Annotated in this window: 11 protein-coding genes; 5 read left to right on the top strand and 6 right to left on the bottom strand. The window is 66.4% G+C overall.

Translation table 11 applies throughout. From position 1 onward, the window contains the following. Positions 1-49 precede the first annotated feature (49 nt). The 4 genes from ACQR1I_RS04770 to trhA all read right to left on the bottom strand — a co-directional run bounded on the left by ACQR1I_RS04770 (position 50) and on the right by trhA (position 4,385). Entirely contained in the window at positions 50-1,726 is a 1,677-nt protein-coding gene (locus ACQR1I_RS04770) for an outer membrane beta-barrel protein (RefSeq protein WP_434867772.1), read from the bottom strand. Positions 1,727-1,818: 92 nt separating this feature from the next. Continuing rightward, a complete protein-coding gene (locus ACQR1I_RS04765; protein ID WP_434867773.1) occupies positions 1,819-2,223 on the bottom strand; it encodes a hypothetical protein in 405 nt (134 codons plus the stop codon). A gap of 647 nt (positions 2,224-2,870) precedes the next feature. Further along, positions 2,871-3,665 carry an SDR family oxidoreductase gene (locus ACQR1I_RS04760; RefSeq protein ID WP_434867774.1) on the bottom strand — a complete coding sequence of 265 codons (795 nt, stop codon included), beginning with the start codon at positions 3,663-3,665 and terminating at the stop codon, positions 2,871-2,873. Positions 3,666-3,689: 24 nt separating this feature from the next. After that, positions 3,690-4,385 carry a PAQR family membrane homeostasis protein TrhA gene (trhA, locus tag ACQR1I_RS04755; protein ID WP_434867775.1) on the bottom strand — a complete coding sequence of 232 codons (696 nt, stop codon included), beginning with the start codon at positions 4,383-4,385 and terminating at the stop codon, positions 3,690-3,692. Between the two features lie 205 nt (positions 4,386-4,590). Here trhA and ACQR1I_RS04750 point away from each other — a divergent pair, with 205 nt between their 5' ends. Both ACQR1I_RS04750 and ACQR1I_RS04745 read left to right on the top strand, forming a co-directional pair. Then, positions 4,591-6,054 carry a YcjX family protein gene (locus tag ACQR1I_RS04750; protein ID WP_434867776.1) on the top strand — a complete coding sequence of 488 codons (1,464 nt, stop codon included), beginning with the start codon at positions 4,591-4,593 and terminating at the stop codon, positions 6,052-6,054. Beyond that, the gene (locus tag ACQR1I_RS04745; protein ID WP_434867777.1) at positions 6,051-7,082 is read left to right on the top strand and encodes a YcjF family protein; all 1,032 of its coding nucleotides are present in this window, start codon (positions 6,051-6,053) and stop codon (positions 7,080-7,082) included. The genes ACQR1I_RS04750 and ACQR1I_RS04745 overlap by 4 nt, the downstream gene beginning before the upstream one ends. On the opposite strand, the gene ACQR1I_RS04740 is transcribed toward ACQR1I_RS04745, so the two are convergent. Then, on the bottom strand, positions 7,083-8,588 hold the full coding sequence (locus ACQR1I_RS04740) for a glycosyltransferase family 39 protein (RefSeq protein WP_434867932.1): 1,506 nt from the start codon (positions 8,586-8,588) through the stop codon (positions 7,083-7,085). It lies immediately after the preceding gene. A 221-nt stretch (positions 8,589-8,809) separates the two neighbouring features. Here ACQR1I_RS04740 and ACQR1I_RS04735 point away from each other — a divergent pair, with 221 nt between their 5' ends. The 3 genes from ACQR1I_RS04735 (at position 8,810) to ACQR1I_RS04725 (ending at position 12,447) form a co-directional block, all read left to right on the top strand. Further along, positions 8,810-10,546, top strand: coding sequence for an adenylate/guanylate cyclase domain-containing protein (locus ACQR1I_RS04735; protein ID WP_434867778.1), 1,737 nt, complete (start codon positions 8,810-8,812; stop codon positions 10,544-10,546). Positions 10,547-10,787: 241 nt separating this feature from the next. Next, positions 10,788-10,988 (top strand): cold-shock protein, encoded by a 201-nt coding sequence (locus ACQR1I_RS04730; protein WP_315734280.1) that lies wholly within the window; start codon positions 10,788-10,790, stop codon positions 10,986-10,988. Positions 10,989-11,238: 250 nt separating this feature from the next. Continuing rightward, a complete protein-coding gene (locus ACQR1I_RS04725; protein ID WP_434867779.1) occupies positions 11,239-12,447 on the top strand; it encodes a CaiB/BaiF CoA transferase family protein in 1,209 nt (402 codons plus the stop codon). Positions 12,448-12,449: 2 nt separating this feature from the next. Here the strand turns inward: ACQR1I_RS04725 and ACQR1I_RS04720 are convergent, their stop codons facing one another. Next, a complete protein-coding gene (locus ACQR1I_RS04720) occupies positions 12,450-14,003 on the bottom strand; it encodes a hypothetical protein (RefSeq protein ID WP_434867780.1) in 1,554 nt (517 codons plus the stop codon). Positions 14,004-14,006 lie beyond the last annotated feature (3 nt).

The raw sequence follows: 14,006 nt of genomic DNA, 5'->3' as shown, positions 1-14,006 counted from the left end.
GGAGATTGCCATGCAATGCGGCGGACGAGTAAGAGCTCCCGCGACGCGCTCAATACTGAACGCGCACGCCGACGACGCCGACGACCGCCATGAAGTTGTTGATCGGAACGTTGGAGCGGGTCCATTCGGTGCGGACCTCGCTCTTCAGCTGGATGTTGCGGTTCATCTTGTAGACGCCGCCGGCGGCGACGAACATGCGCTGGTCGGTGCGACCGACGCCGACGAACTGATCCTGGCCGTAGCCGCCGCGCAGCGTTCCGATCAGCCAGGGCTCGAACTGATGATCCATCTGCAGGATCACGTCGCGCGACAGGATGCCGGAAACGTTGATCGCCGGCGTCTCCGACGCCTGCGATCGCGCCACCAGCACGAACGTCGTGGCATCGGTGGCGGCCCAGGCCAGCGTCGCATCCGCAATCACGCCACTGATGTTCGGCATCAGCGGCGAATCCATGCGGCGCGTGAGATAGCCGACCGAGGCCTCGCCGGTCAGCGATCCCATGTTGACGACGGCGCCGGCGCGACCGGCGACGCCGGTGGAATCGCGGCGCTGGCCGTTGAAGTCGACCTGCAGATCGTGAGTGCGACGGTCGAAGCTCATGTCGATGAACGGCGAGATGGTCGGCGTCAGCACATAGGTCACGCGGACCTGCGCGCCGGGCTGGGTGTAGTTGCGATCCTGCGTGCGCAACGGCACATTGGCCGTGATCATGGCATCGTTGAACACGACCCGGTCGGCCGACGCCTTGAAGGCGATCTCGGTCGGGCCGATCTTCTGCAGCACGCCGGCGCTGCCGCCGAACGTCGTGGCACGCGGCAGCTTGAGCGCACCCGGCAGCGCCAGCGCATCGTTGACGAAACGCGCCTCCCCGGTGAGCGCTGTTGTGCCCTCGGTAACGTCGTAGCGCCCCTGCGCGCGCCCCTCGAAGGTCGGATGGCTGAGCGAGCGGACGTTGGTGTCCTCGGTATAGGCGCCGCGGAAATCCGCGTTGAGCTGATGCCGCTCCCATTGCGAGCGCACCGAGACCTCGGTCGCCACGATCGCGACCGGCGATCCCGGCCCACCGGTTCGCCGCGTCGGATTGCTGTCGTATCCGGCCTGGATCTCGACGGCCGGCTTTACGAGAAATGATCCGACGGTCAGGCCGGTCGGGTCGTAAGGCTTGGCATCGGGCGTCACCGGCGGCGGCTTCACCGTGTCGAGATTGCGGTCGGGCAGGACGTCGCGATTGCGCAACACGGCCGCAGGCTGCGCCGTCGTCACCGGCGCCTCGGGCTTGGCAGCTGCCGCCGGTGCCGCAACCGGTGCCGCAATCTGCTTGGCGGGTTGCGATGCCGGCGACGGCGCCGCCGTCGCGACGAGTGCGCCACGAGCAGGTTGAAAGGTCGCGGGTCCGAATGCGAAGCCGCCGCTCGCAGCATTGGGCCTGCCGGGCGCAGCAAGCGCAGGCGCTCCCGCCTCGCGGACGGGACGCAGCAGCGCGGTGATGCTCCGCGGATCCTGGCGCATCATCAATGTGCGGCTGTCGGTCGCGACGCGCGGCACATTGTAGTAGATGCTGCGTGCGGTGACATGACGGAAGAACAGGCGATCGGCGCGCCCCGGGACGACGTCGGTCGGCTTGGCCTTGATGACTTGCTGCGCGGATGCGGCATCGACCACCATCACGGTCAGCAGCACCTCGACCAGCGCAAGCGTGACCCCTCGCTGGGAGCGCGTCACCATGAGCCGCTTCGTCCGCACGGCGAACGCGCTGGTCTTGGGTGGTGAATGAGCTGGCAATTGAACGCCGGACTGTGCAGAGATGGCCGATGACGTCAGGGCGCCGCCGACACCACGCGCAGCATGTGCACGACCAGCTCCCCTTGCCTGCCAGATGACCGGCAAACGTCGGCGGAAGTTTTGCCGAGCTGGGGAGATTTCATGCGACAATCAAAAGCATTCGCAAGAGTGCGATCTGATGTCGCACCATGCCGTGCGCTGAATGGACTAATTAGTCGGAATTCGAGCCGGACGTGACGCAGCCCCACTTGCGCCTCAAAGCGAGCACGCAAGCCGCGCGATTCCGGCCGCACCGACGGTGATTCAATCGGATTCGGCGCGAGCGACTGCACGACGGGCATTTTTCGCATGAGGGCCATGCGGCAACTGCCCGTCGTGGTGAATTGTCGCAGCCGCAGGTCTTGTGCCGTCGGGCAAATCACGACGATTGTCCCGCGCATCCCGCCTCACCACGGAGGGGCGTTGCGCGCGATCGTCACGACACGCGAGGCGGGGATGCGGTGGCTGCAGCGGCTCGCAGCGCTTCTCAACGAGGCGCGGACGAACGAAGCCGTTGCGGACGTGAAGTTGCGTGGTCCCGACGCCCCGACGCTGGCGTCAAGTTCGCGACGATGCCTCGCGCATCGCGCTGATGACGGTGGCTAACGAGCCGGACACCGGGGAGAGCGCAAAGTAAGCGTGAAAACCATCGCGCAGGGAATGCCGGGCTGATCCGGCTGCACCTGTGGTACCTGCCGCCTGCATTTTTTTCGCAGGCGGGCCATGGGTGACGCCGTCACCCGGCATTCCCTGCGCCCTTCGTTTGTGAGAAGGGCCATGTTTATCGCAAAGCTCGGGCGTCATGCGCAGCGAGAGCGCGAGGTCATGTCCAACGTCGTTGTATCAAGTCGATCGTCGATGGTGTGTACGATCTCTCCCCATCGTCATCCCGGCGAACGCCGGGATCCATACGCCGCGCCCGAGGTCGTTGAGCGAGATGGTCGACGCGTGTGCCTCGAACCGCTCCCTGGGGTTATGGGTCCCGGCGTTCGCCGGGACGACAGCGGAGCCTGTTGATGGACATCGCCCGCCAGCTATCGGCGCACTGCTACTTCCCGAACTCTTCGCGCATCTTGGCCTGGATCTTGGCCATGCCGCCGAGCCAGCGGTCGTAGTTCTCGGTCTTCTTGCGCATGTAGCCGAGCACCTGGGGATGCGGCAGGATCAGGAAGCTCTCTTCAGCAAGACCTTTCAGCACGTCCTGCGCCACCTGCTCCGGCGACAGGTTGCCGTCGCCGGATTGCGGGCCCTTCGGGATCCCGCGCAGCATGTCGGTGTCGACACCCTGCGGGCACAGGATCGAGACCTTGATGTTGTCGGCCTTGTGCGAGATCGCGAGGTTTTCGGCGAACCCGACGGCCGCATGCTTGGTGGTCGAGTAAGGCGCGCTGCCAACTTGCGACAACAGGCCGGCGGCCGAGATGGTGTTGAGGAAAGTGCCGCCGCCGCGCGCCTTGTAGCGCGGGATGAGATGCCGCGCCGCCCAGACATGGGCCATGACGTGGATCGCCCAGCTGCGCGCCCACGGCTCGTCCGAGGTGCCGCCGACATTCACCGACAGCGGATCGAAGCCGCCGCCGATGCCGGCATTGGAGCAGAACAGCGCAATCGGCCCGAACTGCCGCTCGGTCTCGTCGATGACGTGCTTGATGTCGGCTTCCCGAGAGACGTCGCATGTGAAGGCCGCGCCGCCGATGCTGTCGGCCACCGCCTTGGCGCCCTCGCCATCGAGATCGGCCACGATCACCTTGGCGGCGCCCTCGCGGGCGAATGCCTCGCACAGCGCCTTGCCAATGCCCCGGGCTCCGCCGGTGACCACTACAATCTTGCCGGTCACCTGCATGCGAAGCCCTCCGCGCGGAATATTCTATGTCAGGACGAGATCGAGCACCGCCGTGTAATGGAAGCCGGCGCCGAGCAGAACGAAACCATGCCAGATCGCGTTCTGGAAGCGCAAGCGCCGCCACGAATGAAAGATGACGCCGAGGCTGTAGAGGATGCCGCCGGTGAGCACGCAGGCCAGCACCGAGGTCGGCATGACCGCAATGACGCGGTCATACATCATGATGCCGCTCCAGCCGAGCGCCAGGTACAACCCGATCGACAGCGCGTCGAACCGGCCCGGCCAGCGCAGCTTCAGCACGATGCCGAAGATGGCTACGCCCCAGACCCCGAGCAGCAGCGCCACCGAGAACACGGTATCCTTCAGGGCGGCGATGAACGGCGTGTAGGTGGCCGCGATCAGCACATAGATCGCCGAATGGTCGAACCGGCGCAGCACCCATTTGGTCGGCGAAACCGGCCAGAGATTGTAGGTCGCCGACAGGATCAGCATCGACAGCAGTCCGGCGACATAGATCGACACCACCACGACGTCGATCGGGTTGGCATAGATCGACGTCAGGACCACCAGCACCGTCGTGGCGACGAGCCCCGCGGCGATGCCCACGATGTGGACGATGCCGTCCGCGATCATCTCGACCTTGTCGTAATTCCAGCGGACCGCACCAGTGGCGGCATGAACCGAGGACGAGGCGAGCTGCTTCAGTTGAAATACGGTCATGGAGAAACCTGGCGCTGGTTGCCCGGGACAATGTTGGAAGGACGATTATGGTTTCCGATGGTCAACGTTCCGTTCAAGCTGTGATTCTACCCGGAACGGGTCGCGAATGTGAGCTTGAATCCGGCGTTTTGCATCGCCACCTTTCAAAAGTCGCTCACGGCCTTTTCAACAGGCGAATCTCTTCCCTCCCAATTTCGTTCCCCCGATGGTGTCCTTTTCCGAACTCGTCGAGGAAGCGCGGCTCTCCGCCCGCGCCCTGCTCGATTATGGCGAGAGCTTCTTCAACCCGACGATCCGGCTCGGCGTCACCGGATTATCACGGGCCGGAAAGACCGTGTTCATCACCGCGCTGATCCATGGCCTGGTGCGCGGTGGACGTCTGCCGGTGTTCGAGGCCCAGGCGTCCGGCCGCATCGCCCGCGCCGCTCTGGCGCCGCAACCGGACGACGGCGTGCCGCGCTTTGCCTATGAGAGCCACGTGCGGGCGCTGGTCGCCGAGCGGCGCTGGCCGAGCTCGACCGTCGACATCAGCGAGCTTCGGCTGGTGATCGAATTCCAGCGCAGCAATGGCGCCGAGCGCACGCTGACGCTCGACATCGTCGACTATCCCGGCGAATGGCTGCTCGATCTGCCGCTGCTCAACAAGAGCTATGAAGATTGGGCCCGCGAAAGCCTGGCGCTGTCGCGCAGCGAGCCGCGGGCCAACCTGGCAGCGGCCTGGCACGCGCATCTGGCAACGCTTTCCGCCGAGGGCCGCGAGGACGAACCGGCGACGCTGGAAGCGGCGCGCCTGTTCACCGATTATCTGCGCGCCTGCCGTGACGATCGCTTCGCCATGAGCCTGCTGCCGCCCGGCCGTTTCCTGATGCCCGGCAATCTCGCAGGCTCGCCCGCGCTGACCTTCGCACCGCTCGACGTGCCCGCCGATGGCCACGCGCCGGCCGGCTCGTTGTGGGCGATGATGGCGCGGCGCTACGAGTCCTACAAGGACATCGTCGTCAGGCCGTTCTTCCGCGACCATTTCGCCCGGCTCGACCGCCAGATCGTGCTGGTCGATGCGCTCTCGGCTTTCAACGCCGGACCGGAGGCGCTGCATGATCTGGAGGCCGCGTTGACCGGCATTCTCGACTGCTTCCGCGTCGGGCGCAGCTCGGTGCTGTCGACCCTGTTCAGGCCGCGCATCGACCGCATCCTGTTCGCCGCCACCAAGGCAGACCATCTGCATCACACCAGCCACGACCGGCTCGAAGCGGTACTGCGGCGCGCGGTCAACCGCGCGCTGGCGCGTGCCGAGAGCACCGGCGCCGAGATCGACGTCGTCGCACTCGCGGCCGTCAGGGCCACGCGCGAGGCGGTGGTCGCACGCGGCCGCGACAAGCTGCCGTCGCTGCTCGGCACGCCAGCGGCAGGCGAGAGCGCCAATGGCGAGATCTTCGACGGCAACACCGAGGTGGCGACCTTTCCGGGCGAGTTGCCGGCGGACCCCGAGGAGCTGTTCAAGGGCGGCGCCTATCGCGGCCTGTCGAGCGCCGAAGCCGACGGCACCGACTTCCGCTTTCTCCGCTTCCGACCGCCGCTGCTGGAGGCCGACGCTGGCGGCGAGCCCGCGCTGCCCCATATTCGTCTGGACCGTGCCCTTCAGTTCCTGATCGGAGACCGGCTGCAATGAGCGAGCGCCCCAAGCACCGCCGCCCCCAGACGTTCCGGCTCGACGATCCCGATGTCGTGGTGGTCGATGCCGACGACACCGCGCGACCCGGCCGCGGCACCATTCAGATCACACCGGAAGCCGATCCGGCGCAGTTGCCCGTGCCGGTCGAGCTCGTGCTGCCGGTCCGCCGCGGCTTCCGCTGGGGCGCGGTTTTTTGGGGATCGGTGGCCGGCCTCGTCCTGCTCGGCCTCGGCCTCGGTGTCGTCAGGCTGATCGAGGACCTGTTCGCGCGCAGCGAGGCGCTGGGCTATGTCGGCGCGGGCTTCGCCGCCGCCGCCGCCGTGGCACTTGCCGCCGTGATCGGCCGCGAGACCTATGGGCTGGTCCGGCTGGCGACGATCGAGAAGCTGCATCAACGCGCGGCTGCGGTGCTGCTGTCCGACGATCGCGCCGAGAGCCGCGAGGTCGTCGCCGAATTGTTGCGGATCGCCCATGCCAATCCCCGGCTTGCGCGTCCGCGCGCGGAGCTTGCCGGCCATGCCGACGACATCATCGACGGCGCCGACATGATCAAGCTCGCCGAGCGCGAACTGATGACGCCGCTGGACATCGAGGCGCGGCAGCTGGTGTCGACAGCGGCGCAGCGTGTCTCCGTCGTCACCGCCGTCAGCCCGCGCGCGATGATCGATGTGCTGTTCGTGTTCGTCGCGAGCCTGCGGATGATCCGCCAGCTGGCGATGCTCTATGGTGGACGACCGGGCGCGCTCGGGATGATCAGCCTGCTCCGCCACGTCATCGCCCATCTCGCGATCACCGGTGGCATGGCCGCAAGCGACAGCCTGATCCAGCAGGTGCTCGGGCACGGCATCGCCGCCAAACTCTCGCAGCGGCTCGGCGAGGGCGTGCTCAATGGCCTGCTGACGGCACGTCTCGGGCTGGCGGCGATCGACGTGACGCGGCCGATGCCGTTTGCCGCGCTGCCGCGTCCGGCGCTCGCAGATCTCGCCAAGGATCTTCTGCGCAAGCAGGAGGACGACGACAAATGATCAGCCGCGCGGCGTGCTGTCGAGATCGCCGGCGAGCCAGCGCCATTGGTACAGCGGCGAGTCCGGCGGCGGCGACAGCTCCGGCGTCCATCCGGTCAGTTTTTCCAGCGCGTAGCTGTCCATGACCCGGCCGCGCCAGACCCGCTCGACGCGGTCGAGCGGCTCGCGGCTTGCGGTGGTGTCCGCGAGCAGCCGGCCGGTGTTGTCCGGCTCGCGCACGACATTGATCCCGGCATGACCTTCGATCAGGCTCATGCCGGGATCACGAAAGCCGATGAAGCGGGCGCGCTCGTTGATCTGCACGACAGGGACGCGTCCCCTGAAGAACCAGCGCATCATTGCAAAAGTGCGATAATCGGAGGTCGCAATCCAGGTGGCGCCGGTCTTTGCCAGCTCCTGCTCGACGCGCGCCGCCACCTGCTGATAGCCGGCCTCGGCGCCGATCGGATCGCTCCGTCCGAGAAAATTCCAGGGCGCGGCGACGTAGTAGAGGAAGATCAGCACGACCATGGCAATGCCGGTGACCACCGCAATGCGCGCCCAGCGCACGGTCGAGCGGATGAACCAGACCGGCGCGCCGTCCTGCTCGAGCTTCACGATGTTGATGGCGACCGCGGCAAAGCCGACCGGCCACATGAACATCGGCCAGGTGTCGCCGATCCGCAGGGTGAGCGACTTCCAGAGGAAGTACAGGAACGGCACGAGCACCGCGGTCGACAGCAGGATCGCGACCGGCTCACGCGTGCGATAGCCGCGCCACGCCGTCAACACCAGCGCTGTCAGCGTGACCGGCAGCAGAACGAAGCCGACCTGTCCGAACTGGAGACCGATGTAGTCACCCAGGGTCCGCCACGAGAAGTCACGCGGCGCGGTCGCGCGGACGAGCTGGAATCGGAACGAGGCCCAGTCGTGCTGCGCATTCCAGATCAGCACCGGCGAGAACACCGCGAGCGCAATCAGCGCGCCGCACCACGGGTAGGGACTGGCGAGCCAGCGGCCACGCCAAGAGGGGACGAGCAGGAACGCGGCAACCGCCGGCAGCAACATGACGACGGTGAATTTCGACAGCAGCGCCAAGCCACCGAACAGACCGGCGACGAGCCACCAGCGGCCGTCGTCGCTCTCGGCGAGCCGCACCAGCGCCCAGATCATCGCGAGCGCAAACGGGATCGCTGCGGTATCCGGCGCGACCTTGGCCATCAGCAGCCCGTAATACAGCGCGGCCTCCGGCAGCAGGATCGCGAGCAGCACGGCGCGGACATCATGCGTGACACGGTGGACGATGTCGGCGAGCAAGAGCTGCGATGCGGCCATGGCGAGAATGCCCGCGAAACGGACGCCGAGATTGGTGTCGCCGAACAGCGCGGTGCCCAGCCGGATGAACCAGGCGATCATCGGCGGATGATCGAGGAAGCAGAGCTGCAGCTCCTTCGACCAAGTCCAGTAGTAGGCCTCGTCGGTACGCAGATCGAGCATGCCGGCATAGACCAGCCGCATGATCGTCATGCCGGCGATGATCGCCGCCGCGGTCAGCCACGCGGCGCGCACGGAGCCCGGATGCGGATCGTCGATGCTGGGGGAAACGGCCGTCACGCGGTGCTTTTCCCCGAACGCGCCGGGCAAGTCAACGCTTCCACCCGCCGGCATCGCCTGCTGCGCGCGGCCCGCCCCTCTAGGCCGGCAGGGAATAAATCTCTAGCATCGCGGCTCATGATCAAACGGACCGCATGACCCTCTCGTTGTCCCATCGTCTCAAAACTGCGTTTCGCGGCATCGGCATCCGCCAGGTGCGGCTGATCTGCGGTCTCATCCTCTTCAGCTACCTGCTCAGCCATTTTCTCAACCATGCGCTCGGCAACGTCTCCCTGCAGGCGCTCGCCCAAGGCGTGGCGTACCACATGGCGTTCTGGCAGTTCCTCCCGGTGGCCGTCCTGTTTTATGCTGCCGTTCTCACCCATGGCGGCCTCGGCCTGTGGGCGCTCTACCAGCGTCGGCAATTCGGCCGTAAGAATCTGGAGCCGCTGCAGCTCGTTCTCGGCCTAAGCATTCCGGCCCTGATCTTCAGCCACATTGCCGGCGTTCGCCTCGGTCAGACGCTCTATGGCCAGGAGAAGCTGTATCCACAGGTTCTGTATTCCTATTGGGCCGGTCCATCCTGGCGCGTCTGGCTGATGTCGGCCGCGCTGCTGACGTCGTGGACCCATGGCTGTATCGGCCTGCACTTCTGGCTGCGCCTGAAGCCGTTCTACAAGCGGGCCGCGCCATGGCTACTCGCTTGCGCGGTGCTGATCCCGACGCTGGCGCTGCTCGGGTTCTACCGCGGCGGCCGCGACGTCATCGCCGCGAGCGCGACGCCACAGTGGCGTGCCGAGAACCTGTCTCAGAAGCAGACCGGGACGGCGGCCGAACAGGCGAAGCTCGAGACCATCATGAATGGTTTCCTGATCGGTTATCTCGGGCTGATCGGTATCGTGCTCGCAGCCCGAGGGGCGCGCGCATTGCATGAACGGCGTGGCGGCCTGCTGACGCTGTCCTACAACAATGGACGCATCATCCGGGTGCCCAAGGGTCTTTCCGTGCTCGAGGCCAGCCAGCGCAACAACGTTCCGCATTCCAGCATGTGCGGCGGCCGCGCGCGCTGCTCGACCTGCCGCATCCGGGTGATCGGCGATGTCAGCACCCTGCCCGCGCCGTCGCCGCGCGAAGCATTCGTGCTGGCGCAGGTCGGCGCCGCCGATCCCTCGATCAGGCTGGCCTGTCAGTTGCGTCCGACGGCGGACATCTCCTTCTTCCAGCTGTTCATGCCGAACCTTGCACCGGGCGAGCACGGCGGCGCGCGCACCGGCATCGGACAGGAACGCTACCTCGTCAGCCTGTTCGTCGACATGCGCGGCTCGACCAGCCTTGCCGAGAAGCGGCTGCCGTTCGACGTCGTCTTCATCGTCAACCGTTTCCTCGGCGCGGTCTCGCAGGCCGTCATCAGCAATGGCGGCCAGCCCAATCAGTTCATAGGTGACGGCATGCTCGCGCTGTTCGGGCTTTCCGCCGGTCCGCAGGCCGCCTGCAGTCAGGCCATTCAGGCGGCCCGGGACATCGCGGCGAACATCGCCGAGCTCAATGCTCTGCTCAGCCACGATCTGCCCGATCCGATCCGCTTCGGAATCGGCATTCACGGCGGCGAGGTGATCGTCGGTGACATCGGCTATCGGGACCACATGGTGTTCACCGCACTCGGCGATGCCGTCAACGTCGCGTCGCGACTGCAGGACATGACCAAGACCCTGGGCTGCCAGGTCATCATTTCGAATGAGGTCTACGCGCGGGCCGGGCTTGCTCCCGATGCATTGCCGCAGCAGGACGTGGAGATCCGCGGCCGTGCCGAGCCGATGCGCGTCCGGACGGCAACGGAGGCCGCCGATCTCGCGATGCTGCCGCAGGCGACCGGGGCGACGCAGACAGTATGAGGCGGCTGTTTGAACCTCATCGCGCGCCTCATTGTCATACCAAAACGGCCGCAGCGGACGCGGGACGGCGAGCGGCGCGGCAGCCAAAAGCCGCAAAGCCGCCACGATGTCGATCATTTCGGGCTAGGAGCGCCCGCGGTTTGAGCTATCAAGCCTGTCTCAACCGCAGTAGTCTGAAAGGGAGTCCGACGGCTTGCGGGGACCGGCGGCTCGAACTGGATTGATCCCGCGGAGGCAACGTATGGCTAAAGGTACGGTCAAGTGGTTCAACCCGACCAAGGGCTACGGCTTCATTCAGCCGGCGGCCGGGGGCAAAGACATTTTCGTCCATATTTCTGCAGTTCAGAAGGCCGGGCTCACCACCCTCAACGAAGGCCAGACGATCGAGTATGACGAGATCGCCAACCGCGGCAGAAGCTCGGCCGAGAATTTGAAGGTGTAGCAGCTGAGCCGCGTCATTCCGCCTCACGGCTTTTTCGGCGCGCAACGCTGCTTTCGCCAAGCCAGCGTGACACGAGGCACCAAGAGACCAGACAGGAGCGGTGCCCGCTCCTGACCATACTTACGTTTGTTTGTAGTTGGAGCTCTCTCCCCGCCATTGCCTCAGCTGCCCGACCGGGGTCAAATGGCTGTCGAACCGTGCAAATCATCGAATTCCAGCACGCGGAAACAGATATCGGGAGCGACGCCTCATGGACGACAAGGGCATTTTCCACGGCCTGAAGGTGCTGGATTGCGCCAGCTTCATCGCCGCCCCCGCCGCCGCGACCGTGCTTTCCGATTTCGGCGCCGACGTCATCAAGATCGAACCCCCCGGCGCCGGCGATCCCTATCGCAACCTGCCGAACCTGCCCGGCTATCCGCGCAGCGAGCACAATTACGCCTGGTATCTCGAAGCCCGCAACAAGCGCAGCATCGCGCTCGATTTGTCAAAACCCGAAGCGCAATCGGTTCTGCAGCGGCTGGTCAGCGAGGCGGATGTCTTCATCACCAACTTCCCGCCGTCGGTGCGGGCCAAGCTCGGCCTCACCTACGAAAAGCTTGCGCCGCTGAACCCGCGGCTAATTTATGCGTCGTTCACGGGGTATGGCGAGAAAGGCGAGGAAGCCGACAAGCCCGGTTTCGACAGCAACGCCTATTGGGCGCGGTCCGGCCTGATGGACCTGGTGCGCGCCGACGAGAGCACGACGCCGGCGCGCTCGGTGGCGGGCATGGGCGACCACCCCTGCGCGATGGCGTTCTATGGGGCGATCGTGACCGCGCTGTATCAGCGCGAGAAGACCGGCAAGGGTAGCCACGTCGCCTCCAACCTGATGGCGAACGGGGTCTGGGCCGCGTCGGTGCTGGCCCAGGCCAAGCTGTGCGGCGCGACGTTCGTCGAGAGGCGGCCACGCGAGCGGGCGCTGAACGCGGTGGCCAATCACTACAAATGCCGGGACGGCCGCTGGATCATGCTGTCGCTGCTCAACGAGGAGAAGCAATGGCCGATCCTGGCGCGCTGCCTCGGCCGTGACGACCTCATCGACGATCCACGCTTTGCCACCAAGGCCGACCGCCACGCCCGCTCGGTCGAGTTGATCCAGGAGTTCGACGCGGTGTTCGCGACGAAACCGCTGTCCGAGTGGCGCAAGATCCTCGACGGCAGCGGGCTCGTGTTCGGGGTCATCGGCATTCTCGACGATATTCCCCACGACAGGCAGATGATCGAGAACGAGGTGCTGGTGCCGTTCGAGAACGACACCATGCTGACCGTCAACAGCCCCATCTTCATCGACGGCCAGCGCAAGGTCGCGCCGCGCAAGCCGCCCGAGGTCGGCCAGCACAGCGACGAGATCCTGCGCCAGGCCGGCTTCGATGCCGACGCCATTCAGGCCCTGCGCGCGCGCGGCGCGGTGGCCTGACGCTAGCGCGTCGCGATGAAGCACATCCCGAACCGCGTCGCCGGGCCGGTCTGACAGGACAGGTTGGCGGCGCAGGTCCAGGTCGAGAAGCTCTTGTCGTTGCCGGCGGCCGCGCTGCTTGCCGCGTAGCAATGCCCGCCCCAGCCGTCATTGTAGACGGAGCCGGCGAGCTCGGCGCTGCCGCGCAGCTGCGGACGGCTGGCGAAGCCGCGCGAGAAATCCGGCGTCCGGCCCTCGGCGATCGCGGTCAGGATGTCGCGACGCCGGATCTGGTCGCCGAAGAAGTGCGGCGAACCGGGCACCACGACGGTGTTGGACGGCTTCTCCGCCATCCAGTCGACGCCAGGGAAGTGGAAGCCGCCGATGCCGCGGGTCTGGTGACAGCCGCCGCAGCTGGAATCGTTGAGGCGGCGCTCGAAGCCCGCGACCGACTGGATGTTCTCAAGCTGGATGCCCTGCGCCGCGGCCTTCGCCAGCGCCCCGACCACGTCGCTTTCGCTGAACACAGCCGTCGCCCCGCCGCCCTCGCTTTGCACCAGCCCATGGGCCGGCAGCATGTCGGACTCGACGAAGCCGGTCGGCGTCGGCGCCACCGCGACCTTGGCCAGGAACTTGTCCGGGATGACAGCCATGCCGCGGTCGAGCTCGCCGAGATGGACGGGATCGAGCAGCCAGTCCTTGAACTCGCGCGCCAGCGCACCGTCCGCAAGCAGCCGGTCGCGATCGATCTGATCCTCCAGCACCGCCTCCTCGAAGGTTGCGCCCGCGGCCTGATAGTCGAACACCTTCATCATGTAGTCGGTGCGGAAATCGCGGATCGGCGATTTCGGCGCATGCGCGATCTGCAGATTGGTCTCGATGCGATGGATGTTGCCGGGCGCGATCAGCGCCAGCGGCCCGTCCGGCGCCATCAGCTTCTCCGCAAGCGCGGGGCCGGTCAACTGCAGATCCGCGGTCGCGAGCCAGCGCTTGGCGATCTCGGCGCAGCTCGGCGCATTGGCCTTGGCCTGCGCATCGCTGCGCGCCTTCAGCACGATGTTGAGCGTCATCGGCAGCCGCGGCGAGGCCACCTCGCCGTCCTTGGTTTCCGGCGGCGTGGTCCGCGTCAGCCGATACAACAGCCGCACCTCGCCGCAATGCTCGGGATCGACGAAGGCGCGGTCCATGCGGTTGACGACACCCGCCAGCACGAAGCGCGCATCGGCGGAATCGAGCACCGTGCGATCGAACAATTGGAAGGCATGCGGCGGCCCGACACCGATGCTCTCGTTGGGCAAGGTCGCCTTGTGCCGCTCGACGTAGCGATCGAGCTCGGCATCCAGCGCCTTGCGCACGGGCTGCATCGAGGGCAGCGCGAACAGCGCCGCATCCGTCAGCGGCGCATTGGCCGCCGCAGGCGCCAGCATCCGGGCGAGACTGAACGGGCCCTGGTCGAGATCGCGCAGTGCAAACGGCTCGAGGATCGCAGCGCCGCGCTCGATCGGCGCGCTCTCGTCGGCCTGCGCGAGCGGGCAGCTACACAGCAAGGCCAGGCCAACTAGCAACGGTCGCAACATGCG

Source organism: Bradyrhizobium sp. HKCCYLS2038 (genome assembly GCF_051167655.1).
GTDB lineage: Bacteria > Pseudomonadota > Alphaproteobacteria > Rhizobiales > Xanthobacteraceae > Bradyrhizobium.
Note: the sequence above shows the minus strand (reverse complement) of the source record. Positions and strands in the feature narration are given on the sequence as shown.